Genomic DNA, 23,249 nt, shown 5'->3' on the forward strand with positions numbered 1-23,249 from the left:
AACGGCCCTTTAAGTGGAGCCTCGGCGATTATGCCACCTTCTTCCTGCCGCGCGCATTACCTGCCCAGATAGTTCGCTTCCCAGCGGCCTGACCCGATATTTTCCTTCGTCGAGGTCAGCAGCATTTCTATGAAACGTTTAGCCGCCAGCGTCCGCTCCGAGTTTTCCAGCAATGCGATGAGCCAAGTGACTGACAGGCTTTCTATTGGTGCCCAGGCGAGCTGCGTCAGCGGCGAATTGACCATTCCGCAGAATGGCATGATGGCGAAGCCCACATTGCGGCGAATAAGATCGTCCATCGGGGCATATTCGGTTTCCACAGCGACCCTTGCACGACGGCCGATGCGGGCGAATTCGGTCTCGATGAGTGTTCGCAGACCGTCGGGGCGGGGCGTGAGTATCAGTGGGCGGTCTGCCACCATTTCGAGCGTGATGGGTTGGTCCGGTGACAGGCCGCTGCCGGCAGGCCCGACGAGGTACAGCTGTTCCTGGAGCAGCGGTTCCGTGTGCAGATCCGGTTCCGTAAGCGGTGCGGCCAGAATGCCGATATCGATGTCGCGAAAGAAGATTGCTTCACGAAGCTGGAAAGAGTGCGCGCCACGGACACGAAGGCGCACATGCGGATAGGTCTCGACGAAGCTCGCTACCAATTCGCCGGTCAGTACGCGCCCCATGAAGGGAGGTGCGCCAAAGGCAAGCCTTCCTGATGGTGTATTGGCCGCATGCATCACCTCAGCCGGCACCCGTGAAATTTCTTCCAGTATGGCTTCCGCTCTCGCACGGAACACCTCGCCAGCCGGCGTCAGCGTCAGGCCGCGGCCGGTGCGATGAAAAAGAGAAGCGCCTATTTCCTGTTCCAGAGCGGCAATCTGTCGACTGAGAGCCGGCTGCGAGATGTCGAGCTTTTCGGCGACGCGTGACAGGTTGCCGAACTCTGCCGCTTTCAGGAAATATTCCCATTTTCGAAGGTTCATCGCCTTGCCTCCCATTGCCTCGCAGATATGCCTTTAAAGTTATAGCTGAACTGCCGTTCTGTCTATTGATGTAAAGCCGCACAATTGGAATAGTCGCGATGGGTTGAGGAGCCCCGCATTCGAGGAGGAGGTTATTTATGCTCAAGCGCGCAATTCTCATAGCCAGCATTGTTGCCGCAAGTGCGGCACCAGCACTGGCCGAAACCACCATAACCTTTGGATCGCCGCCGATTGCCGAGGTCGAAGCGGTGTTCGTTGCGAAAGAGCTAGGCGTCTTCGACAAGAAGGGTCTCAACGTCGAATTATTGCCGAGCACCTCGAACCAGGCAATGGTTGCCGGATTAGTTTCAGGATCGCATCAGATTGCCGCGATCTCGCCGACAGTTCTGCTGCAGGCGATCGATACGGGAATGGATCTTGTCGTCGTTGGCACTTGTGGCGTCACATCCGCACGCACGGCAAAAAATATGGGGCTCGCAGTTCGCGGTGGCGTCGATATATCGAAGCCAGAAGACCTTATGGGAAAGAAAATTGGTGCTCCAGGTACCAATGGTACGATCGACGTCCTGTTCAAGCAGTGGCTCAAACTCAAGAATATCCCGGAGACGAAGCTGACCTTCATCGAAGTTCCTATCCCCAACACCGCGGACGTGTTGAAGGGTGGTACGATCGATGCGATCATCGCCGGCGAACCTTCGCTCGGGCGTGCGGTCAGCCAGTCGAACGGCAAGGTCGCATTTCACTACATGTCAGAGCTTCCTGAAAACCTGCCATACACGACGTTTGCGACAACCCGGGAATGGGCAAGGTCAAATCCGAACGCAATCAAGGCTTTTCAGGCGAGCCTTGCCGAAGGGGCTGCGTTCGTGAAGGCCAACCCCGACAAAACCCGCGAGATACTCTCGAAGTACACCAAGCTACCTGTCGAGGTGCTCAACACGTTCGAATTGCCCGAGTGCAAGACGGTGCCGACCAAGCAGGGTCTCGACTTCTTTGATAAGGCAATGCGCGATGACGGCCTCTTGACCGGCAATATCGACACTGCCGGGCTGATCGTGCCCTAAGCCGAAACGGCCGGGGTGCATCAAGGCTCCCCGGTCATGCTCCCAGTTTTACAGGTGATATCATGGTCCAGATGACCGGCGCGGAAGCGCTGACCCGTTTGCTCGTTCCGGAAGCCGTTCCATTCGTTTTCGGCATTGCCGGCGGGAAATTGAACCCGCTTCTTCACGCGATCTCGCGCGAACCGTCGATCCGCTACCTCGGCGTTCGTCATGAGGCATGCGGACCTTTGATGGGGGCCGCCATCGCGGCGGCCAGCGGACGGATCTGCGTGGCGCTCGGCGAAATGGGGCCTGGGTCTTCCAATCTGATCGGTGGTCTCGGCACGGCTTTCAACAATAACCTGCCGCTTCTGCTGATCACTTCCAACAACCATCATGCGGCATCCTACCCCAACCGCGGGATGTTCATGGACCTTGATACGCACGCACTGCTGAAGCCGCTCACCAAGTGGAGTGCTGTGGTGCATGATGGACGCCGTTTGCCGGATCTCGTCCGCGACGCCTTCCGGCAGGCACTGACGGGGCGACGCGGGCCAGTTCATCTCGATGTGCCCCAGGAGATTTTCACCACCAAATTCGACTTCGAGGAGGAAGCGCTCTCTCTTCCGCCGGAGGCTTATCGCGCGGTCGTTGGCCCGAGAGCTTCCGCCGCTCAGATCGCCCGGGCGGCGGAGATGCTGACTGAAGCAAAACGTCCGGTGCTGGTGGCGGGCGGCGGCGTCGTCTCTGCGAACGGCGGCAACCTTTTCCGCGAACTCCTCGGCGTGATGAAGGCTCCGGCACTTGCCACCCAGATGGGTATCGGAACGGTTCCGTCGGATTCGCCCTTCTTCATCGGCCACGGCGGCATCATCGGAGGCGACGCCGTTCCGGTTGCATTGGCGGAGGCGGACGTCATTCTGGCAGTCGGCTGCCGCTTCTCCTCGTGGCTGTGGGACGATGGCGGCGCGCTTGCAAAGAGTGGTGCCCAGCTCGTCAACATCAATATCGATCCAATGAGTCTCGGCGCGAACACTCCCCATGCGCTTGGCATCTGGGCTGATGCAAGCAGCGCGCTGGCCGATCTTCTTGCGGCACTCAAGGGCCGCGCCGCACCCGACCGGTCCAAATGGCTCGCGCGGTTGCGCGACGTCTATGCCAGCTATCGCGGCAAGCTCGACCGCATGAACGAGGACGACGGAACGATCATGCATCCGGCCCGCCTTGGAGCGGCACTTGGAAAGCTCCTGCCGGCGGATTCGCTGATCGCTTACGATGGCGGCCACACGTCCTTCTGGAGCAACGACCTCACGCCGGCGACTGTAGAGCGAACCCGCTTCCACGAACCGGGCATGTGCCAGCTTGGCTTCGGCACCCCTTACGCCGTGGCGCTGAAGCTCCTCCATCCAGAGCGGCCGGTCTTCAACATCTGCGGCGACGGAGCCTTCGGCTTCACGCTTTCCGAGCTCGATACGGCCCGGCGCTATGGACTGCCGATCATCAACATCATCCACAACAACGCCTCCTGGGGCGTCATCAAGATGGGGCAGCGGAAGACGTACGATTTCTCGTTCGGCACGGATCTCGACGGCGTCGATTATGCCGACGTGGCGCGCGGCTTCGGTTGCCATGGGGAGCGCGTAACGACTGTAGATGAGATCGGGCCTGCACTGGAACGTGCCATCGCCTCCGGTCTGCCGGCGGTTATAGACTGCCACGTGCGTTTCGAAGCTCATCCGAGCATGCCCTATTTCGCTAAAATGAATGCTTACGGCTTTCAGAAGGGCGTGGGCGGTGGGCCGCATGCGGCTCTCGTGAAAGGAGCATGACGTGGTTGTGACGCAGCTTTCCACCCGCCCGCGGCATGGCGAGGGCAACTCCACTCCGACATCCGGGGAAGCGCGAATTCGCATTCGCGACGTCACGCTTTCCTATGGCTCGCTGCAGATCATCGGTGGCATCAGTCTCGATATCGCGCCGGGCGAAACCATTTGCGTCATCGGGCCTTCCGGCTGCGGCAAGACGACACTGCTGCGCATGCTGGCGGGACTTGCCCGACCGACCTCCGGCAGCGTCGAACTCGACGGATCTGTACTTGGCGGACCGAGCCGTTCTGTCGCGATCGTCTTCCAGGACTATGGAAAGGCACTCCTGCCGTGGCGCACGGCGGCCGGCAATGTCTCTCTGGCGCTCGAAGCGCGCGGGTGCCCCCGCGCCGAGCGACCCGTGATCATTCGCCAATTGCTGGAGAAGATCGGCCTTGGCCGGCACGCCGACAAATATCCGGCCGAGATGTCCGGCGGCATGCAGCAGCGTCTGCAGATCGCCCGGTGTCTTGCGCAGGAACCGAAGGTGCTCCTGATGGACGAACCCTTCGGCGCGCTGGACGCGATGACGCGGCAGGCGCTTCAGGACGAGGTGCTCGGGCTGGTGGCGATAACGGGCGCCACCATGGTCTTCGTTACCCATGACCTCGAAGAGGCGATCTATCTTGGCGATCGCATCATCTGCCTTCAGCCCAATCCGGGGCGTGTCGGGCGCGTGGTGGACGTTCGGTTGGCGAGGCCGCGCGACCAGTTGCTGACCCGCGAGGAACCCGAATTCCTGCGTCTGCGTCGCGAGCTTTACGACCTGATCAAGGACGACCACCAATGAGGGCGGCAGGTCTCCTCAAAAACGGCTGGCGCGCGGCATTGCTGCCCCTTGCCCTGATCGTTGTGGCGCAGGTCGCGGCAACCGTTACCCAACTGGAAAGCGATACCCTCGCCAGCCCATTCGATATCGCGCAAGCCTTCGTTTCCGTGATGGCCGACGGATCTCTTCCGAAGGCGACGCTGGACACGCTGAAAGTTGCCGCGGCCGGCTGTATTCTGGGTGTCGGGGCGGGGTCGCTGCTCGGTATCGTGCTCGGCCTTTCCCGCCTTGCCGATGATGCGCTCGATCTCACCATCGAGCTGCTGCGGCCGGTGCCGGTTGTCGCGCTTATTCCGGTCGTCATGATGCTGCTGGGCTTCGGCGAGAAAATGGAGATCGTCATCATCGGACTTGGCCTGTTATGGCCATCCGTCGTGCTGGCACGCGCTGCAGTCAAAGAAGTGGAACCGCGACTAATGGAGGTTTCGGACGTATTGCAGCTCGGCTTCCTGGCCCGGCTGACGAAGGTCGTGCTGCCCGCGATACTGCCGCAACTCTTCATGTCGCTGAAGCTTGCCGCCGGTTACGCACTAGTCGTGGCTGTAACGGTGGAGATTACCGCCAATCCCCTTGGTCTTGGTTATGGAATCATGATGGCGCAACAGGCGCTGCGGCCGGCGGAAATGTTCGCCTATCTGATCTGGATCGGTGCCATTGGCTGGCTGATCGGCCTGCTGCTCAATGCGGCGCAGCGCGCCTTCTTCCCGGCCTTTGTGAAAGTGAAAGGACAGGGGCGATGAAGCATTTTTCCCTGCGCAAGCTCTTTCTCGGCTGCAGCGCCCTGGCGTTTTTCATCCTGGCATGGAAGCTTGTCACCGACGCGAAACTCGTCTCGCCGATTTTCTTTCCCGGTCCGGAGCGGACTTACGCCGCTCTGGTAAAGGGTCTCGCCGGCGGTGCCATGCTGTCGCAAACCCTGGAGACGGTCCGGCGGATGCTGCTGGGCTGGTTGCTCGCGTCCTTCGTGGGCGTTTTTCTCGGCGCATTGATCGGCGTGTCCCGGCGCGCGCGGGCGTTCATTGCCCCGACGCTGGAGCTGCTCCGGCCTTTGCCCGCTTCGGCCATGATTCCTATCGCCATCGCCTTTCTGGGCTTCTCCGACAACATGGTGCTGGTCGTGATCGCCTTTGGTGCGCTTTGGCCCATGCTGCTGGCCACGATTCATGGTTTCGCGGCCATGGAGCCTCGTCTCTATGAAGTCAGCGCCGTGCTTGGCCTCAGCCGCGCCGAGGTCATCTGGAAACTGGCATTGCCAAGCGCAATGCCGATAATCCTCGCAAGCTTGAGGCTGGGCCTGACCATCTCGCTCATTCTCGCCGTGGTCGGCGAAATGCTTGCGAGCCGGCAGGGACTTGGCCAAAGCATCCTGGCGGCCAGCCGCAGCTTTCGATCGCCCGATCTGTTCGCCGGCATCGTCATTCTCGGTACGATCGGCCTTGTCGGCAGCCGTCTGCTTTCCTTCGCCGAAAGACGCCTTCTGCGCTGGCAGGCCGTCAACCGGTAACCTCTTCTCCTCTCAACTTACTGGATTTCGACATGTTCAAGCTCACCGATGCATCAACCATCATTGATACCGCGCTGTCCGAAGCGCGTGGCCGCTCGCTTGCTCCGCTCGCCGTGGCGGTGCTCGATGCCGGCGGGCATCTGGTCGCCTACAAGCGTGAGGATGGTGCCGGCATCGTGCGTTTCGACATCGCCTATGGCAAGGCCTGGGGATCGCTCGGCATGGGGTTCGGCACGCGTGAACTGACTGAGCGCGCCGCGAAAAATCCTGCTTTCTTTACCGTGCTTGCCTCGGTCAGCGCCGGACGCATGGTGCCGTCCCCGGGCGGCGTTCTCGTCCTTGACGAAGCGGGCGCTGTCATCGGCGCTGTGGGCATTTCGGGCGATCTTGGCGACAATGACGAGATCTGCGCCATCGCCGGCATCGAAAAGGCTGGTTACCGCGCAGCCCCAAGGCTAGTCGCCTGATCGATAACAACATACCGACAAAGGGAGGCTGCCATGCAGCAGAACGTATCGACTTCCGGAAAACCAGGCCAGTTCGTTCGCCTCAACCCCGTAACCGGCGAGATCGCCAGCACCGCGCAGGCGGCGACCGCCGTGGAGGCGAATGCCGCTGCAGACAAGGCAGCCGCAGCCTTCCCGGCCTGGTCGGAGACCGGCCCGAATGCCAGGCGGCAGCTGCTGCTGAAGGCATCGCAGGCACTGGCATCGAGAAAAGACGATTTCATAGCCCTGATGCAGGCGGAGACGGGCTCCACCGCCAACTGGGCTGGCTTCAACGTGATGCTTGCCGCAAGCATGATCGCCGAGGCGGCATCGCTGACGACCCAGATCAAGGGTGAGGTCATTCCCTCTGACAAGCCGGGCTGCCACGCCATGTCGGTTCGCGAAGCCGTCGGCGTCTGCCTCGGTATCGCGCCCTGGAATGCTCCGGTCATCCTCGGCGTGCGTGCCATCGCCACCGCACTTGCCTGCGGCAATACGGTCGTGCTCAAGGCCTCGGAGAAATGCCCGGCGGTACATAGCCTGATCATCGAGTGCTTTCAGTCGGCAGGTTTCCCGGAAGGCGTCGTCAATGTCGTGACCAACGCGCCGGAAGATGCAGCCGAAGTGGTGAATACGCTGATCGACCACCCGGCGGTGCGGCGCATCAATTTTACCGGCTCCACCGGCGTCGGCAAGATGATCGCCCGTCGCGCGGCAGAACATCTGAAGCCGGTCCTGCTTGAGCTCGGCGGCAAAGCGCCTTTCGTAGTGCTCGACGATACCAATCTCGATGAAGCCGTTGCGGCTGCCGCCTTCGGTGCCTTCTTCAACCAGGGCCAGATCTGCATGTCGACGGAACGCATCATTGTGGTTGACGCTATTGCAGATGCCCTTGTGCAGAAATTCCAGGCCAAGGCCGCCACGCTATCTGCCGGCAATCCGGCCGAAGGCAAAGCGCCTCTCGGAGCGGTGATCGGCATGGAAACCATCGAAAAGGTTCAGGCCCTTGTGAAAGATGCCGTTTCGAAGGGCGCCAAGCTCGCAACCGGCGGAACCGCCGAAGGTGTGCTGATGCCAGCGACGGTCGTCGATCACGTCACCAAGGACATGCACCTCTATAGTGAGGAAAGCTTCGGTCCGGTCGTCGCTGTCCTGCGGGCACGCGACGAAGATCATGCCATCGAGCTGGCCAATGACAGCGAATACGGCCTGTCGGCTTCGGTGTTTACCGGCGATGCCGCGCGTGGTCTTCGTGTTGCGCGCCGTATCAAGTCGGGCATCTGCCACGTCAACGGGCCAACCGTTCACGACGAGGCGCAGATGCCGTTCGGTGGCGTCAAGGGTTCCGGTTACGGACGTTTCGGTGGCCAGCCAGGTATCGCGGAATTCACTGAACTGCGCTGGATCACCATCGAGACGCTCCCAGGACATTATCCGATTTGATCCGGTCAGGCCGGCGGCGTCGTGTCGCCGGTTTCAGTCGCTTCGAGGTCAGTCCTTATGAATTCCGCAGTCTGTTCATAATGCCGCTTCAGGAGGCGCATCGCCCCTTCGCTGTCACGATCCAGGACGGCTTTCACGATATCCGCATGTTCCTGGCTTACCTTACGCACCCTGAATGCCTTGCGGCTGGAGAGCGCACGATACCGGCTAAGCTGGTCGGCAAGCTGCTCGCAGAAGCCGATCAGCGGACGCGATTGGCAGCCGCTGATTAGAATGGCGTGGAAAGCCTTGTGCAGGCGCTCCCATTCTGGATTGCTCTGGAACTGCTCGGCATTGAGCGAGCGGGGCGCCCGATCAAGCCGGTGATGGGCCACGATAAGGGCTTCCTCCCAATCGGGGTCGGCGTTGGCGATCGACTCGCGCAGTGCCAAGCCTTCTACCCAGCACCGGGTTTTTGTCAGTTCCCCTAGCTCTTCGAGACTGATTGATTTCACGAAGAAGCCACGCTGCTCCCTTCCGATGACGAGATCCTCGGTGGTGAGTCGGTTTAGCGCCTCCCGCAAAGGAGTTTGCCCTGCTTCATAATGCTCCATCAAAAAACGAAGCTGCAACTTGCGGCCAGGTTCAAGGGTCGCAGACAAAATGTCGCCCTTTAGGCGCTCGTAGATGCTCGAGGCGAGTGTGGCAGGACTTTCCAGCCCCTTATTCGGTGCATCGACGTTCATGTGACTCCCACCATTCCGATCGATTTTCATATACACCACCTCGCCGAGATAGCAAAATTTATAAATTGTCCTTTACTGATCAACTTTTGTATATTATTTGAGGACCAGCACAGGAGGACCGTGTGGGCGGGGAAATAGCAAAACGCTTTAAGAGCGGTTGTGGCTGCGGCGGCATCGACGTTCATTGCCACGTTGTTCCGGCTCAGTTTCCTCTTGCGCCCGGCGGCGCGTCGATCCGCGGCTGGCCTTCCATGACCCCTGTGAGTGATTGCCACGCGACTGTGATCATTGACGAAAAGCCCTATCGCGCCGTGAGCGATGCCTGCTGGGTTGCCGAACGGCGACTGGAAGAAATGGACCGCAGCGGCATCGAGATCCAGGCGCTTTCTCCCATGCCGGAACTCTTTGGCTACTGGATCGACGCTATGCTGGCCAAAGATCTCGTGCGTCATGTCAACGACGTGATTGCCGCGCTCGTCGCGGAAGGCAAAGGCCGCTTCGTCGGGCTCGGCGGCTTGCCGATGCAGGACATCGATCTTGCGATTGCCGAACTGCATCGCATCGTCGGCGAACTCGGTTTCCGTGGCGTCGAGATCGGCAGCAACATAAACGGCGTCTCGATCGGCGACCCGCGCTTCCATCCATTCTTCGCGGAAACAGAGAAACTCCGCGCCGCCGTCTTCGTCCACGCGGTGCGGCCGGCAGGCATGGACCGTCTCGTCGGTCCGGCACAGCTGCAGCAAGTCCTCGGTTATCCGACCGATGTCGGCCTTGCCGCAGCATCGGTCATCACCGGTGGATTGCTAGTGAAATTCCCGAAACTGCGGATCGCCTTTAGCCATGGCGGTGGAACTTTAGCCTCGCTGCTGCCGCGTTTGGAACAGGGCCATTCGACCTTTCCGGCGATCAAGGAGACTATGCCGGAAGCGCCCTCTGCGCTGGCGCGGCGTCTCTACGTGGATACGCTCGTCTTCGACCGAGATACGTTGCAGCGCATAGTCTCGATCTTCGGTGAGGATCGCGTGCTGCTGGGAACCGACTATCCCTTCAATTTCTGCGAAAAGGAGCCTGTCCTTCGTATCAACCAGGCTTTCGCCGATGTCGATCTGCGTGAACGCCTGACGTTCGCGAATGCGCGAGCTTTCCTCGCCCTTGATGAGGTTTGATCAGATGATTGATTTTCCTGTTTCCGCCCTGCGTAGTGTCGAACTGGGTACGCCCGATCTTTCAGTTTCCGTCGACTTCTACACCCGCGTTTGGGGATTGGAAGTGGTTGCCGAAGCCGGAGACAAAGTTTTCCTGGCGGCGACGGGCGACGATTTTCACGTGTTGGAGCTGAAGCAAGGCGATCGCGCTGAACTACGCAAGATCACTTTCCGCGCACGGTCAGCAGAAGACCTGACGTCGCTTTTCAGTAAGACCGTCTCAGCTGGTTGTGTTGTCTTGCGGGAGCTGGGTAAAGCGGATGCGCCTTCGGGCGGCGACCGGTTTGTCATCCGTGAGCCGCAGGGTTCTGTGTTGGAATTCGTGCATGGCGACCGCCGCCGTCAAGGCGCAATCGTTGCCAATCGGCCGCACCGCTTGGCGCATGTGAATATCAACAGCGCCGAGATCGAGGCGCTGTCGGGCTTTTATCAGGATGTCCTCGGCTTCCGCCTGACGGACCGCTCTAAGCTCATGGCGTTCCTGTGCTGCAATACCGACCATCACGCGGTAGTGCTGGCGGAGGCACCTGCAAACGGGCTGAACCACGTCGCTTTCCTGATGCCCGATCTGGAGTTTGTCATGCGCGGCTCCGGGTATGTCATTGATCAGGGTTTTCCGATCGGCTGGGGCGTTGGTCGGCATGGACCCGGCGACAATGTCTTCGCATACTTCGTCGATCCCCAGGGCGTCGTGGTCGAATATACCGCCGAGGTCCTGCAGGTGGACGACAGCTATCGTGTACGAGGCCCGGAAGAATGGGTCTGGCCTCCGGGCCGAACCGACCATTGGGGCATCGCGCCGCCGAAAAGTGACGGCTGCAAGAAGGCTCAGATTTCCATCGGATTTTCCGGCGCCTGACACCGCCGTTTCAGTTTTGAGAGGCTTCCGTGACGAACGAGAATGATATTTCGAACCGCTATGACGTGCTGGTGGTGGGTTTCGGCCCAGCCGGCGCAGTCGCCGCTGGAATGCTTGGCGCGCGTGGACATTCCACCCTGGTCGTTGACAAGCTGACGGGCATTTATGACAAGCCGCGCGCCATCGCAATCGACCACGAAATCCTGCGACACTTCGACAACATGGGCATTGCCGACGAGGTCAGGCCCTATATCGCACCGTTCACCGCATCCCAGCACTTCGGTGCCGAGGGGCAGCTAATCCGCCACATCGATATGGTCCCTGAACCTTATCCGCTGGGGTACACGCCCAGTATGGTGTTTACCCAACCGCCGGTCGAAGCAGTGATGAGGAAGCACGCCGAAAGCTTTGACAGCGTGATGGTCGAGCTTGGGACTGAAATGATCACTCTCGATTCGCGGCCGGACGAGGTCGTCGTAACGCTGAAGGATGCCTCCGGTAAGTCCCGGAAAGTCGCCGCGAAATACTTGGTCGGCTGCGATGGCGCCTGGAGCCAGGTGCGAGAACAGTCGGGTATGAAGTTCGAGGACCTGGTCTTCGACGAGCCGTGGCTGGTGGTCGATGTGCAGGTGCATGAAGATGCCTTGGGCAAGCTGCTGCAAACCTCGGCGCAGTTCTGCAATCCGGCGCGGCCAACGAGCTACATTATGGGCCCGAAGAATCACCGCCGCTGGGAGATCATGCTCTTGCCGGGCGAAGACCCGCGCGAAATGGAAAAGCCGGACAATGTCTGGCAACTGCTGTCGCCTTGGCTGATGCCTGAAGAGGGTGATCTCTGGCGCGCTGCAGCCTATCGCTTTCATGCGCTGGTGGCCGACAAATGGCGCCACGGCCGCGTGCTGATCGCCGGCGATGCCGCCCACCAGCAGCCGCCCTTCATCGGACAGGGCATGTGCCAAGGCCTACGCGATGTGTCTAATCTCGTCTGGAGGCTCGACCGTATCCTCAATGGCAAATCTTCTGAGGACCTGCTCGACACTTATACTGTAGAGCGCAAGCGGCATGTGCGCACCCTCACAGGCAAGATCAAGGCCATCGGACAGACTATCTGCGAACGCGATCCGGCTGCTGCCGCCGCACGCGATGCCAAGATCCTTGCCGAAGGCGGCGGGAAGCCGCTCACCATTACCCGCCAGGAAATCGTCCCGCCGATTGAGGATGGATTGATCGCACAGGAGGGCACCCCGGCGCGGGGGCTGCTCTTCCCGCAACCGGCCATCGTTGACGGCGCTTCTCCGCGCCTGTTGGATAAGTTCACCGGACCGGAGTGGCGGCTGGTTCTCGACGGTCGCCGGATCGGTGCAGAAGCGGGAGAAGCGTTAGCCAAATCGATCGATGGGATCGTGGTCAAGGCCGTCGCTCCTCACGGAGATGACGCTGCCGATCCGACAGCGCTCCGCGAAAAGGATGGCGTACTTTCCACCTGGTTCGACCGGCATGGCGCGATCGCCGCTCTCGTCCGTCCGGACCATTACGTCTTTGGCGCAGCAAGATCGCTCGTCGATCTCAGTGAACAGCTTTCGGATCTGCATCGGCGTCTCGCATGAGGTGAGGCGCGATCCGCTGATTACATCTTGTTACGGTTATTGGGAGGGAAACATGACCGATCCAGCAGTCCAGAAAGGGAGTCCTTGGCGCCCATTTGCGGTGCTCATCCTGCTCTTCTTATTTCAAACGCTAAACTTCTTCGACAAGCTCGTCTTCGGCCTATCGGCGGTGCCGATGATGAAGGAGTTGCAGATCACGCCGCAGCAGTTCGGTCTGATCGGCAGTAGCTTCTTTCTGCTGTTTTCGATCTCGGGCGTGCTTGTCGGCCTGTTCGTCATCGGTCGCGTGCCGATCAAGTGGATTTTGGTGGCGCTTGCCGCGATCTGGTCGCTGACCCAGATCCCGATCTATTTCACCAGTTCCGTGACTGTTCTGGTGGTCTGCCGTATTCTTCTCGGTCTTGGCGAGGGACCTGGCCTGCCGACGGCGCTTCATGCAGCCCATAACTGGTTCAGCCCGGAGAAGCGAAGCGTTCCAAGCGCAGTTGTTCTGCAGGGCATCAGCGTCGGCCTGCTCGCGGGTGGCCCATTGCTCACCTACATCATCGTCCAGTACGGCTGGCGCACAGGCTTCCTGTTCTGCGGCATCATCGGCATTTGCTGGATTTTCGCCTGGCTGTTCATAGGCGGCGAAGGCCCTTATGCGGCGAGCAACGAAAAGACCGTCGCAAGCCAGCCTTCCGAGGCACCAATCCCCGCCCGCAAGCTCTGGCTGGATCCGACTGTCATCGGTGTCATCATTATGTCGACCATGTCCTACTGGATCGTCGGGATGTCCGCGACCTGGCTGCCGCCATTCCTGCAGCAGGGGCTGGGCTATACCCAGGTGCAGACCGGCAGCGTGATTTCCGCGGTGTATATCTTCCAGTCGCCGCTTCTGCTGATCGGCTCCTGGATCGCGCAGCGGATGCTTCAGCGCGGCGTCAGCAAGCGCAAAACGCTCGGCAGCGCTTCGGGTTATGCCCTGCTCGTCAGTGGTCTCGCCCTGATCGGCTCCGTCCATGTCACCGGCATGTTGCAACTCGCGCTGATCGCGATCGCGTTCGCGGCGCCGAGCCTCACCACCATCTATGGTCCGATCACGCTCGGCGCCGTCGCTCCGGCCGTTCAGCGCGGCAAACTCATCGTAGTTATCTATTCCGCCAATGCCGTTTCCGCCCTCGCATCGAACGCGGTAACCGGCATGATCGTGCAGCGGGCCGGGTCCGAGCATCTGCCCGACGGTTACGCGAACGCCATGATGTTCACTGCAGCGATCCTCATCATCGGTGCGGTTGCCGCCTTCGCGCTGATCTTCCCGGACCGCACCATCCAGCGCTTCGGCGACCGCAGCCGCGTTTCCGATCACATGCAGCGGGCCTGACGGCTCGCCACGTCCACACACTCAAGGAGAAACCTTATGAGACTATCCACCGTCAGAATAGCCGGCCGCACAACCTGGGGCGTTGTCGATCAAGATAGCTTCCGCGACGTCGGAACCGTCCTTGCCGGCCGTTATGCCGATCTCAAGACAGCCATCGCGGCCGGGCTGGCTGGCGTGGCGGAGGCAGCTGTCTCCGTCACTGCGACACCGCTTGCGGATATCGAATGGTTGCCCGTCGTCCCGAACCCGGACAAGATCCTCTGCGTCGGCCTGAACTACGAAATGCACCGCGAGGAAACAGGACGTTCCGAAGTCGAGAACCCGACCATTTTTGCGCGGTACGCCAATAGCCAGATCGGTCATCTGGCACCAATCGTGCGCCCAAAGGTATCAACTGATCTCGATTACGAAGGCGAGCTGGCCATCATCATCGGCAAGCCCGGCCGATATATTTCGCGTAGCGATGCTCTCAGCCACGTCGCTGGCTATGCTATCTACAATGACGGCAGTATCCGCGACTTCCAGCGGCACACGCATCAGTTCACTCCGGGCAAGAATTTCCCGGACACCGGTGCTTTCGGCCCCTGGATGATGACACCGGATGAACTCGGCCCGCTGTCGGAACTGCGGATTCAGACCCGCCTTAATGGCCAGGTGGTGCAGGATGCGACCTTCGGCCAGATGATCTTCGATGTTCCACGCCAGATCGAATATTGCTCGAGCTTTACGCGTCTCGAAGCAGGTGATGTCATTGCCAGCGGCACGCCGGGCGGCGTTGGCGCCAAGCGCACTCCGCCACTCTGGATGAAGCCGGGTGATATCGTCGAGGTTGAAATCGACAAGCTTGGCACTCTGCGCAACCCGATCGTGGACGAAACCTGACCAGATCCCTTGCAACCTGGGATACCGGTGCGGTCGCTAAGCAACCGAGGTTATTTATCAGGACCAAGAGACGCCAATGGACGCTTTCTGCATGGGTGCAACCGCTGTAACTTTTGGCCGGCCAATTGGGTCTGGTTCCGAGCTCGCCGCACCGCAGAAAATCTCCCTCGTCTGGTCGCACTCGGACGGGAAGCTCAAAGCGTCCACGAAGGGGTACGACGTCCGCTTCCTCAAGCCTTTCCTGCGAATGCGAAACTAGCCGTGGCATAATGGCGCCGCCCTCGGAAGCATAAGATTTCCCGGTTCGTCAGTGGTCCGGGTAGAGTCCGTGCAAACGGAAACACAGTTCCGCCCGGTCATGCGCGGGATCGTCTGGCAACTGGGTGCCGACATGAACGCCAGCGGACAAAAAGCATCGCGCCTGCTCGGATGGAAGCCGCGCCCTCGGGAATAGGCGATCATCGCGACCGCCGAAAGTCTTGTTCGCTTAAAGGTAGGTGGCCGAGCCATTCACGCTCGCATTCAATCCGTTGTAAAGGACATCGTCATCTTGGCGCCAATCATCCGCACGTGCCGCAAGTTCGAGTCCCCTCAAGGCGTTCACGATCGGCTAGTCTATTCATGGCGAGGCAAACTGTCCTGCCATCAGGTCGGTGAGCCCCCCGGACCTTCCGAGCCGGTCTCTGCCCTGAAAGGCGGACCACGTAGGTACCGACGGATGGGAGTTGATAGTCCGTCATGATCGGCACCGGCGCACCGGGCGCGACATATAGCTCTGCGACAAGCTCGCCCATCGCGACGATGCCGCTACCAGCCATCGACGCCTCTGCCAGGACATGGGCGCTGTCAGCTTTGAAGCGACCCTGCGGATGGACGTAGACTGATCACCATTCGTGAAGGGCCAGGGGTCGGTACCAGGCGTGATCAACGAGTGTTTCAGGGTGTCGGTCGGCCTTTCAGGGGCGCCTTTGTCCGCGACATAGGCAGAACTCGCATACCTGACAGCATCTGATAATGCTGAGTGAGAAACAGTTTTCTGTCTCCGACTGTCCACTGACCCGCGACCTTCGCCGGGATGACCCACCTATAGGCCTGGCGCCGGGATTTGCGATCGCTGTCAACGGATGGAAGGACAAGCCTGTCGGCAGGGTCTTCCATTTATTGCGAAAGCCTTGTAACGCGGGCGGCGAGTTCTGCCCTGTTAGAGCAGCCCATCTTTTCAAGGCAGCGAGTAAGATGTGTTCGTACTGTTGCAAAACCGATATTTAGAACGCGCGCAACGTCCTTATCAGAGCAGCCGCGTGAGACAAGAAGCGCGACGTCTCGCTCGCGGTCGGTCAGGACGGAGAGTGTTACGTCAGGAGCGACGGAAAGAGCGCGCTTGAGCAGAGGTGCCAGAACCTTCAAGAGGCTGATTTCACGGTCCGCGAATTCCGGTCGGCGCTTAGTACGCCAGATGCGCAGATCCGCCAAAGCTCGTCCGTTGTCCTTGAGGAAGACATTGATGCCATGGTCGAGCCCGTCCTTCATCAGGAAGTCATTGAAGAACTCCGTCTTTCTCAAATCCGGTTTGGATATGACCTCATCGACATAGGCCGGACGCCAAAGACTGCGCAATTGCCGTGTCATCGGATCTCGATACTGAAACCAGTTCCGATATGCCTGGATGCTATCTGCGGACTGGTTGATTGCGAAGGGCGCGTCATAGGAGTTTATTTTCGGATTCCATTTGTAAGACGCCAGCACATCCGCCCGCATCAAGCGCAGAATGTCGGGAAAGATCGTTTCCCTGACCTCCGCCGACCCGGGGTTTGTCAGCCTACCGACAATATCGGCGAACAGACTCGCCTCGTCGAATGTCAAATCGAATACAGTCCCACTCATGAGACCCCCAGTGATTGGCGGAATCTTTTTGTCCGCTTAGTTCCCTTTTTAGGTATGGAAGCAAACAACATCCCAAAAAGCAAGAATTTTCGGCTTGCCTGTCACAAGCTCGTTTGCCGTGATGTTTGCCGTCACCACAGCCGCGGAACTTTTCATCAGCGGGCCTGAGGGAGGAAGCGTTCACCAACAAAATTGCGGATGGTCGTGCCTGCACGATCTGGCTAGGCATGCACATGTCGAAACTTTGTGCGGGGACTACGATGACACTCAAGGCATTCACGTTGACTGAGCTCGCCGCCGCCATGGCGCAGGGCACGCTTGGCGCCGAGGAGCTCGTCACCGATCTGTTGACTAGAAAAGCAAGTCTTGCCTCGGTCAACGCCTTTGTGTCGCTGGACGAGGAGCGGGCGCTTCGGGATGCGCGTCAGGCGGATGCGGATCGGGTGAGCGGACGGTTGCGGGGCCCGTTGCATGGCCTGCCCATCGCCTTCAAGGATAACATCAATGTTGCCGGATATGTCACGACGGGCGGAACGCCAGCACTTCGCGACTTCAGACCTTTGAGGGATGCCCAGGTCGCGGCCAGACTTTTGAACGCCGGCGCGATTGCCTATGGCAAGAACGGCATGCACGAGCTGGCCTACGGCGCGACCTCTGTCAATGTCGCCTATGGTACTCCGCGCAATCCCTTCGATGAAACCCGCACTTCGGGCGGTTCCAGCGGGGGCAGCGGGGCGGCTGTGGGCGCGCGATTGGTCCCGGCCTCCATCGGAACAGATACCGGCGGCTCGGTGCGAATTCCTGCTGCCCTCTGCGGCGCGTGGGGTTATCGTCCGACAACCGGGCGTTGGCCGACTGACGGCATCGTGCCGATTTCAACAACGCGGGACACGCCAGGTCCAATTACGCTCGCCGCGACAGACATGGCGCTGCTGGACAGTGTCGTGACATCCTCGCTGCCGGTCTTGGCTTCGCCTATAAAGGGCACTCGGCTCGGGGTTCCGCATAAACATTTCTGGGACGTCGTCGATGCAGAGGTTGCCACGATCTGTATGGAGGCGCTTCAACAGCTCGTTGCTGAAGGCGCGGAGCTTGTTGAGGTTGATTCTCGAGCGCTTCCCGAGCCATATGCCGCCGCCGCGATGTCAATTTCGATTTACGAAGGAAGGCTAGCGCTATCCGCATTCCTCGCCGACCAAGACATAAAGTTGAGCTTTGCGGAGGTTGCCGATCAGGCAGCGAGCCCGGATGTGCGTGAAATTCTTCTCGCCCAACTCGATCCGGCGACGGCCGTCAGTCAGTCGGCTTACGAGAGCGCCATAACCGAGCACCTTCCCGCGTTGAGGTCCGCCTATGCGGATATTTTCAGGTCCAACCGGATTGATGCGCTCGCGTTCCCCGTCTGCCGTCTGCCGGCGCCAGAGCTTGACAAGTCCTCAACGGTCGCAATCGCTGGCAAAATGTTTCCTGTTTTTCCGGCCCTCATTCACAATACGGATATCGGCAGTGTCGCGAGCCTGCCTGGGGTTTCCGTCCCGGTCGGCCTGACGCGCGCGGGACTGCCTGTGGGTCTGGGACTGGATTTTGCGTTCGGGCAGGATCAGGCGCTTCTTGCATTCTCGCTTGCAATCGAGACGCTTTTTTCCGTTCCGTTGCCACCGGCGTGAGGCGATGCGGCAAGCATTCGCTCGTGTTCGTCTCCAGCGAATGGCGGCTCGCCGCCGTGTCCTCAATATTGCTGATGAAGAAAACCTCGATCAGCGCTATTCTTGACCCATTTCGTGATATTTCCAGAGGACTTCGATGAGCCACGACGATCACACGATGCCACCGTCCACACTAGCCCTCCGGATCAAGGCCATCGAAACGCTGATGGTCGAAAAGGGGAAAATCGACCCCGGCGCGGTGACGGAAATCGTCGATATCTTCCAGAACAAGCTTGGTCCGCGCATCGGCGCGGCTGTCGTGGCGCGAGCTTGGTCCGACCCTGCATTCAAGACGCGTCTTCTTGATGATGGAACAGAGGCGCTGAAAGAAATGGGCGTCGGCGGCCTGCAGGGCGAGGCACTGATCATCCTTGAGAACACACCGGAGGTTCATAATGTGATCGTGTGCACCCTGTGTTCGTGTTATCCTTGGACAGTGCTTGGTCTGCCGCCGATATGGTACAAGTCCGCACCCTATCGCAGCCGCATCGTCAGCGAGCCGCGATCTGTGCTTGCGGAATTCGGACTGGATATTTCCAGGGACCGCGAGGTGCGTGTTTTCGATAGCAATGCGGAAATCCGCTACATGGTCCTGCCGGAGCGACCTGCCGGCACGGAGGGCTGGAGTGCGGACAAACTGGTAGCTCTCGTGACCCGTGATTCCATGATTGGCACGGGTGCGCCGCTTGCACCGTCGGCGATCCGAGGAGGGTAGTAGCATGAGATCAATCGCCGATATGGGCGGTATGCAGGGATTCGGCCCGGTCAATCGCGCCGACGATGACACCGGATTCAAGGCGGAGTGGGAAGCCAAAACCTTCGCCGTTAATCTTCTTTCACTCGCGGCCGGATGCTTCAACATCGATGAAAGCCGTCACTCCATGGAGAGCATGCCCCCTGCTGATTACCTGGCGACCTCCTATTTCGAACATTGGCTGTATTCACTGGAAGATCTGCTGATTTCCAAGGGGGTATTCACACAGGAGGAATATCAGGCGCAGATCGCCGAACTTGCCGCGAAGGAGGCTGGCGATGCTGCCTAAGGAAATGGTTGCCATCGCGATAGCCACCGGCGCCTCGACGCTACGCGCAGTCGAGAGTGTGCCAAAGTTCAAGGTGGGCGATGACATCAAGACAACCAACGATCACGTTTCCACCCACACGCGCCTGCCTGTTTATGCACGCGACAAGCGCGGAACCATCGTCGGTTATGAAGGCCCCCATGTCTTCCCGGATGCACATTCGGCGGGACGTGGAGAATGTCCCGATCATCTTTACCGCGTCCGGTTCGAGAGCGAGACGCTCTGGGGTAAAGGAAGTGACGGGCCTGGGGCGGTGTATCTGAGCCTTTGGGAAAGCTACCTGTTACGTGGAGAAGTGTCGTGATGGCAGATGATTTGGCAATCGATCCGCGATGGCTCGACAATGGCCCGGCCTTTTCCGAGCCATGGCAGGCTGAGGCCTTTGCGCTGACCATGCAATTGTCGCGCGCCGGGCATTTCACCTGGGCGGAATGGGTTGCGGCGTTTTCAAGCGAGATCACGGCCTCTCCCCAAGAAGAGGGCGAAGACGTCAACACGGCCTATTATCGACAATGGATGCAGGCTCTGGAAAAGATCGTCGGGTATCGCGGCATGGCAACCGATGATGAAGTGGCCGATTATCAGGAACATTGGCGGCGTTCCTATTTCCACACCGAACACGGCAAGCCCGTTGAGTTCCGCAAGGGGCTAGCGCCCATCCCGCCCGGGGCGCTGGAAGAGCTCGATCACGAGCATGACCATCACCACCACGAACATTGCCACGCCGGTGACCACGAAACGCATTCCGGTCCGGTTGCCGTGAGCCCTGCTCGCCGACACGCTTCGGCTTAACCACTTCTCTGCAAAGACCAACCGACTGAGTGGACGTCTGTGGTGCCGAAGGTTCCGCACTGTTCTTGTTGTTTGATTTTAAAGAAGAAAAACATGGCAATGCGGCTGCCGGATTATCCGCAAAACTGTTGATCCCCGATCCAGGGCACTCCTCCTACTATGCTGAAGCCGGCCCCCGCAAGCAACAGTCCTGCGGCGAACTTGCGACCGTGAAACCGCATTGCGGCAATAAAAATCGACAGAGGAAGAACCATGACATTTTCGCACGACAACATGAGGCTGACCCGCCGCAAGTTCCTTCACGCCGTGGGAGCTGGTGCTGCCGCGGGCGCGGCAACGTCCGTTCTGCCGGCTCCGGCTATTGCTGCCAGCCCCACGATCAGGATCGGCTATATCAGCTCGAAGACCGGCGCGCTGGCGCCGTTTGCAGAGGCGGATCCTTTCATCCTTGGCAAGGTCCGCCAGGTGTTGAAGGACGGGCTTGTCAACAACGGCAAGACCTACAAGGTCGAGATCAGCGATATCGATGACCAGTCCAATTCTGACCGTGCCGCCACCTCGGCAAGCCAGTTGATCAATAATGATGGTATCCATCTCATGCTCGCGCAGGGGGCGCTGACCAACGTTCCGGTCGCCTCGCAATGTGAGACTGCGGGCGTGCCGGGCATCACCACGATGGACCCATGGCAGGGCTGGATGTTCCCGCTGAAGGGGACGCCGGATGTTGGTTTCAACTATGTAAACCACTTCTTCTGGGGCATCGAGGACATCATCTCAACCTTCATCGGTATGTGGGACCTGCAAAGCACCAACAAGAAAGTCGGCACCGTCTGGTCCAACGATCCGCCCGGCAAGGTCTTTGGTAATACCGAAATCGGTTTTCCAGCGTCGCTTGGCAAGGGCGGTTATTCGATTGTCGATGTCGGTGAATTTCAACCGGGTGCGGACGACTTCTCCCGGCAGATCGTCGCTTTCCGCGATGCTGGTTGCGATATCGTGACGGGTCTCTTCTCCCCGCCGGAATGGGCGGTGTTCTGGCGTCAGGCGCAGCAGCTCGGTTTCAAACCAAAGATCGCAACGCCGGCCAAGGCGCTGCTCTTCCCTGCCGGAATAGAGGCGCTCGGCAAGACCGGCGACGGAATGTCTACCGAAATCTGGTGGACGCCAGGCTATCCGTTCAAGTCCACATTGACGGGCCAGTCCTGCGGCGAGATTGCGGTGGAGTATTCCAGGTCATCGGGCAAGCGCTGGACACAGCCGATCGGTGTGGTCCACGCCTTGTGGGAACTGGGCATCAACGCACTGAAGAACGCGGCTGATCCAACCGACCCGGATGCCATACAGGCGGTCATCAAATCGACGAAGATGACGACGGTGGTCGGCGATATCGACTGGGCAGGAAGCCCGATCAAGAACGTTGCCAAGCTCAAGATTGCCGGTGGCCAGTGGCGTCTCCAGCCCGACGGCACCTACGATTTGAAGGTCACCTACAACAAGAACGCCCCCGAGGTTCCAGTCCAGGCCGACTTTACGATGGACCTGGCGCGGAAGGCTGGATGATGGCGGCATCTGACGCGATCAGGGCGCTCACCGTCGAAAATGTCGTGAAGTCCTATGGCGGACCGACCGTATTGGACGGTGTCAGCATTGCGATCGATCCCGGGAAAATTCTCGGGATCATCGGTCCCAACGGTTCCGGCAAGACCACGCTTTTCAGCGTGATTTCCGGTGCTTTTGCGCCTTCTTCCGGCAAGATTTTCCTTGCCGGCCGAGACGTCACCGCACTTGGAGCTTCCGCGCGTGCCGTTGCCGGGATCGGGCGAACCTTTCAGGTTCCGCAAACCTTCTCGCATATGTCGGTCTACGAGAACGTGCTTGTCGCCGTCGAGTTTGCTGCGGGGCTGAAGGGCTGCGAAGGGGAGGAGGCGGCGCTTCAGGCACTGAAAGTCTGCGGGCTTGAGAGTCGCGGAGATCTAGTCGCCGGGGGGCTGCCGCTGCTTGACCGCAAGCGTCTCGAGCTTGCCCGCGCGCTGGCCACGAAGCCCTCCGTTCTTTTGCTGGACGAAATCGCCGGCGGATTGACCGACGAGGAGGCTGCGGACGTTGCGACCATTGTTAAAGCGCTGGCAGCAAGCGGAATTGCTGTTATCTGGATCGAACATCTCGTTCACGTGCTTACCCATGCCGCCGACGAGCTCGCAGTTCTCGGTGAAGGACGCATCATCGCGCAGGGCGAACCGCATGAAACAATGCGGATGCCCAAGGTAAGGCAAATCTATCTCGGTATGGAGCCTGACATCGATGATCTTGATCAATGACCTCAGGGCGGCCTATGGGCCGCTACCCGTTCTGTTCGGCTTCGACCTCAGCGTAGCACGCGGCGAAACGCTGGCGCTGATAGGCGCAAACGGCGCGGGGAAGACCACGACTTTTGCGGTGATGACGGGCCGTTTGAGGCCTCAGACGGGCAGCGTTTCAGTCAACGGCCGAGACATCGCCGGACTGACGCCAATGGACATCGTCAGTCACGGAGTGGCACTCGTTCCCGAGGGTAGACAACTCTTTCCGAGTCTCACCGTGGAGGAAAACCTGCTGGTCGGCGCGCATTCGCGGCGGTCGGGAGGATGGACCCGGGAGCGTGTCTACGAGATTTTTCCGACCGTCGCCGAATTCCGTAAGCGGCCGTCGACCGCGCTATCGGGAGGTCAACAGCAATTGGTTGCCATCGGTCGTGCACTCATGTCCAACCCTGAGGTTCTGCTCTGCGACGAACTCTCGCTCGGCCTGTCTCCGGCAGCCGTCGATACCGTCTACGCTGCGCTTCAGAAGCTGCGGGGGGAGGGGCTCACAACCGTCATCGTCGAGCAGGACATTGCCCGCGCCCTTTCCGTCTCGGATCGCTTTGCGTGCATGCGCCACGGGCAGATCGCGTTGTCGGGTCCGTCTGCCACCGCGGACAGGGCTGAGATCTCAAACGCCTATTTCGGGATGCGTTGAT

23 protein-coding genes are annotated in these 23,249 nt (G+C 59.8%); 20 read left to right on the forward strand and 3 right to left on the reverse strand.

Features of this window, described 5'->3' with window-relative positions; translation table 11 throughout:
- Positions 1–56: 56 nt before the first annotated feature.
- A complete protein-coding gene (locus ACR9ZQ_RS05630; protein ID WP_481427172.1) occupies positions 57–974 on the reverse strand; it encodes a LysR family transcriptional regulator in 918 nt (305 codons plus the stop codon).
- Between the two features lie 137 nt (positions 975–1,111).
- Between ACR9ZQ_RS05630 and ACR9ZQ_RS05635 the strand changes: the two genes are divergently transcribed.
- The 7 genes from ACR9ZQ_RS05635 (at position 1,112) to ACR9ZQ_RS05665 (ending at position 8,146) form a co-directional block, all read left to right on the forward strand.
- The gene (locus ACR9ZQ_RS05635) at positions 1,112–2,038 is read left to right on the forward strand and encodes an ABC transporter substrate-binding protein (RefSeq protein ID WP_481427173.1); all 927 of its coding nucleotides are present in this window, start codon (positions 1,112–1,114) and stop codon (positions 2,036–2,038) included.
- 62 nt (positions 2,039–2,100) lie between these two features.
- Positions 2,101–3,846 (forward strand): thiamine pyrophosphate-binding protein, encoded by a 1,746-nt coding sequence (locus tag ACR9ZQ_RS05640; RefSeq protein WP_481427174.1) that lies wholly within the window; start codon positions 2,101–2,103, stop codon positions 3,844–3,846.
- Between the two features lies 1 nt (position 3,847).
- A complete protein-coding gene (locus tag ACR9ZQ_RS05645) occupies positions 3,848–4,672 on the forward strand; it encodes an ABC transporter ATP-binding protein (RefSeq protein ID WP_481427175.1) in 825 nt (274 codons plus the stop codon).
- Positions 4,669–5,451 carry an ABC transporter permease gene (locus ACR9ZQ_RS05650; protein WP_481427176.1) on the forward strand — a complete coding sequence of 261 codons (783 nt, stop codon included), beginning with the start codon at positions 4,669–4,671 and terminating at the stop codon, positions 5,449–5,451. The genes ACR9ZQ_RS05645 and ACR9ZQ_RS05650 overlap by 4 nt, the downstream gene beginning before the upstream one ends.
- Positions 5,448–6,215, forward strand: coding sequence for an ABC transporter permease (locus ACR9ZQ_RS05655; protein ID WP_481427177.1), 768 nt, complete (start codon positions 5,448–5,450; stop codon positions 6,213–6,215). The genes ACR9ZQ_RS05650 and ACR9ZQ_RS05655 overlap by 4 nt, the downstream gene beginning before the upstream one ends.
- Positions 6,216–6,247: 32 nt before the next feature.
- Complete coding sequence (locus ACR9ZQ_RS05660) at positions 6,248–6,682, forward strand: GlcG/HbpS family heme-binding protein (protein ID WP_481427178.1); 435 nt, start codon at positions 6,248–6,250, stop codon at positions 6,680–6,682.
- Between the two features lie 33 nt (positions 6,683–6,715).
- Entirely contained in the window at positions 6,716–8,146 is a 1,431-nt protein-coding gene (locus tag ACR9ZQ_RS05665; protein WP_481427179.1) for an aldehyde dehydrogenase, read from the forward strand.
- Positions 8,147–8,151: 5 nt separating this feature from the next.
- Here ACR9ZQ_RS05665 and ACR9ZQ_RS05670 read toward each other — a convergent pair whose 3' ends face one another.
- Positions 8,152–8,871, reverse strand: coding sequence for a GntR family transcriptional regulator (locus ACR9ZQ_RS05670; RefSeq protein ID WP_481427180.1), 720 nt, complete (start codon positions 8,869–8,871; stop codon positions 8,152–8,154).
- Between the two features lie 122 nt (positions 8,872–8,993).
- Between ACR9ZQ_RS05670 and ACR9ZQ_RS05675 the strand changes: the two genes are divergently transcribed.
- The 5 genes from ACR9ZQ_RS05675 to ACR9ZQ_RS05695 are packed head-to-tail and all read left to right on the forward strand — an operon-like array spanning position 8,994 to position 14,787.
- Positions 8,994–10,037: an amidohydrolase family protein gene (locus ACR9ZQ_RS05675; RefSeq protein WP_481427181.1), complete on the forward strand. Its 1,044-nt coding sequence runs from the start codon at positions 8,994–8,996 to the stop codon at positions 10,035–10,037.
- Positions 10,038–10,041: 4 nt separating this feature from the next.
- On the forward strand, positions 10,042–10,935 hold the full coding sequence (locus tag ACR9ZQ_RS05680; RefSeq protein ID WP_481427290.1) for a VOC family protein: 894 nt from the start codon (positions 10,042–10,044) through the stop codon (positions 10,933–10,935).
- Between the two features lie 29 nt (positions 10,936–10,964).
- The gene (locus ACR9ZQ_RS05685; RefSeq protein WP_481427182.1) at positions 10,965–12,542 is read left to right on the forward strand and encodes a bifunctional 3-(3-hydroxy-phenyl)propionate/3-hydroxycinnamic acid hydroxylase; all 1,578 of its coding nucleotides are present in this window, start codon (positions 10,965–10,967) and stop codon (positions 12,540–12,542) included.
- Between the two features lie 52 nt (positions 12,543–12,594).
- On the forward strand, positions 12,595–13,905 hold the full coding sequence (locus ACR9ZQ_RS05690; RefSeq protein WP_481427183.1) for an MFS transporter: 1,311 nt from the start codon (positions 12,595–12,597) through the stop codon (positions 13,903–13,905).
- Between the two features lie 36 nt (positions 13,906–13,941).
- Positions 13,942–14,787 (forward strand): fumarylacetoacetate hydrolase family protein, encoded by an 846-nt coding sequence (locus ACR9ZQ_RS05695; protein WP_481427184.1) that lies wholly within the window; start codon positions 13,942–13,944, stop codon positions 14,785–14,787.
- Between the two features lie 1,158 nt (positions 14,788–15,945).
- Here the strand turns inward: ACR9ZQ_RS05695 and ACR9ZQ_RS05700 are convergent.
- Positions 15,946–16,671, reverse strand: a complete 726-nt coding sequence (locus tag ACR9ZQ_RS05700) for a response regulator transcription factor (RefSeq protein WP_481427185.1) — start codon at positions 16,669–16,671, stop codon at positions 15,946–15,948.
- Positions 16,672–16,931: 260 nt separating this feature from the next.
- Here ACR9ZQ_RS05700 and iaaH point away from each other — a divergent pair, with 260 nt between their 5' ends.
- The 8 genes from iaaH (at position 16,932) to ACR9ZQ_RS05740 (ending at position 23,248) form a co-directional block, all read left to right on the forward strand.
- A complete protein-coding gene (gene iaaH, locus ACR9ZQ_RS05705) occupies positions 16,932–18,338 on the forward strand; it encodes an indoleacetamide hydrolase (protein ID WP_481427186.1) in 1,407 nt (468 codons plus the stop codon).
- A gap of 136 nt (positions 18,339–18,474) precedes the next feature.
- Positions 18,475–19,092 (forward strand): nitrile hydratase subunit alpha, encoded by a 618-nt coding sequence (nthA, locus tag ACR9ZQ_RS05710; RefSeq protein WP_481427187.1) that lies wholly within the window; start codon positions 18,475–18,477, stop codon positions 19,090–19,092.
- Between the two features lie 4 nt (positions 19,093–19,096).
- Entirely contained in the window at positions 19,097–19,420 is a 324-nt protein-coding gene (locus ACR9ZQ_RS05715) for a hypothetical protein (RefSeq protein WP_481427188.1), read from the forward strand.
- Positions 19,410–19,763 (forward strand): SH3-like domain-containing protein, encoded by a 354-nt coding sequence (locus ACR9ZQ_RS05720; RefSeq protein ID WP_481427189.1) that lies wholly within the window; start codon positions 19,410–19,412, stop codon positions 19,761–19,763. The genes ACR9ZQ_RS05715 and ACR9ZQ_RS05720 overlap by 11 nt, the downstream gene beginning before the upstream one ends.
- Positions 19,763–20,251, forward strand: coding sequence for a nitrile hydratase accessory protein (locus ACR9ZQ_RS05725; protein ID WP_481427190.1), 489 nt, complete (start codon positions 19,763–19,765; stop codon positions 20,249–20,251). The genes ACR9ZQ_RS05720 and ACR9ZQ_RS05725 overlap by 1 nt, the downstream gene beginning before the upstream one ends.
- Before the next feature lie 252 nt (positions 20,252–20,503).
- Complete coding sequence (locus ACR9ZQ_RS05730; protein ID WP_481427191.1) at positions 20,504–21,811, forward strand: ABC transporter substrate-binding protein; 1,308 nt, start codon at positions 20,504–20,506, stop codon at positions 21,809–21,811.
- Positions 21,808–22,569, forward strand: coding sequence for an ABC transporter ATP-binding protein (locus ACR9ZQ_RS05735; RefSeq protein WP_481427192.1), 762 nt, complete (start codon positions 21,808–21,810; stop codon positions 22,567–22,569). The genes ACR9ZQ_RS05730 and ACR9ZQ_RS05735 overlap by 4 nt, the downstream gene beginning before the upstream one ends.
- A complete protein-coding gene (locus ACR9ZQ_RS05740) occupies positions 22,553–23,248 on the forward strand; it encodes an ABC transporter ATP-binding protein (protein ID WP_481427193.1) in 696 nt (231 codons plus the stop codon). Before ACR9ZQ_RS05735 ends, ACR9ZQ_RS05740 begins: the two co-directional genes overlap by 17 nt.
- Position 23,249: the final 1 nt, after the last annotated feature.

The sequence above is a fragment of the Rhizobium sp. KNZ14-9A genome, from assembly GCF_056755015.1.